The following is a 575-nucleotide window of genomic DNA, read 5'->3' as shown; positions in this document are numbered from 1 at the left end:
CTCGTTGATCTTCAAGGCCATCGCTCGTTCCCTCCATTGGCGGGAACAGGGAATCACGCTCACCCAAAACAAGACAATCACAACCGAGTCAGATCAAGCGCGGACCGGTATCAGATCCGGGGACCACGGATTGCGCGTGGCGCCGAAGAGGTCATTCGACGTGTAGCCCTCGACGGCGAATTCGGGCGTGTTCGTCTTGCCGAGGAGGATCGCGCCGGCCTCGCGCAGCCGGCGGATCGGCAATTCGCCCTGCGCGTTCTTGCCGGCATTGCTTGGCCTTTCGGCTTTCCGCGATGGATACGGCTGGTCCCAAAAGGACGGGAGATCCGTCAGCGTCTGACGCCTGAGGAATAATGCCGTTGGGGTGGGCATTCACTAATCGCCTGTTTTTCAGCGAGCCAGCCCAACAAATCGTCGTCCCAGAGGGGATGCGAAATATAATAGCCTTGGCCGAAGTCGCATCGCATCTCTCGGAGCACTGCCAGTACTTCCTGCTCCTCGATTCCTTCAGCCACTACCGTGAACCCCAGAGCGCGAGCCGTCTCGATTACCCCTGCGACGATTGTCTGGGTCTT

Annotated in this window: 2 protein-coding genes; both read right to left on the bottom strand. The window is 59.3% G+C overall.

Annotated features, from left to right (window positions below; genetic code table 11):
* Positions 1–93: 93 nt before the first annotated feature.
* Positions 94–243 (bottom strand): amidase family protein, encoded by a 150-nt coding sequence (locus VQ042_RS25830; protein ID WP_331823082.1) that lies wholly within the window; start codon positions 241–243, stop codon positions 94–96.
* A gap of 86 nt (positions 244–329) precedes the next feature.
* A partial coding sequence (locus tag VQ042_RS25825; RefSeq protein ID WP_331823081.1) for an EAL domain-containing protein occupies positions 330–575 on the bottom strand: 246 nt, incomplete at its 5' end.

The organism is Aurantimonas sp. A2-1-M11 (assembly GCF_036549475.1).
Taxonomy (GTDB): Bacteria; Pseudomonadota; Alphaproteobacteria; order Rhizobiales; family Rhizobiaceae; genus Aurantimonas.
The sequence above is the reverse complement of the archived record's forward strand: the minus strand, read 5'-3'. Positions and strand labels throughout refer to the sequence as shown.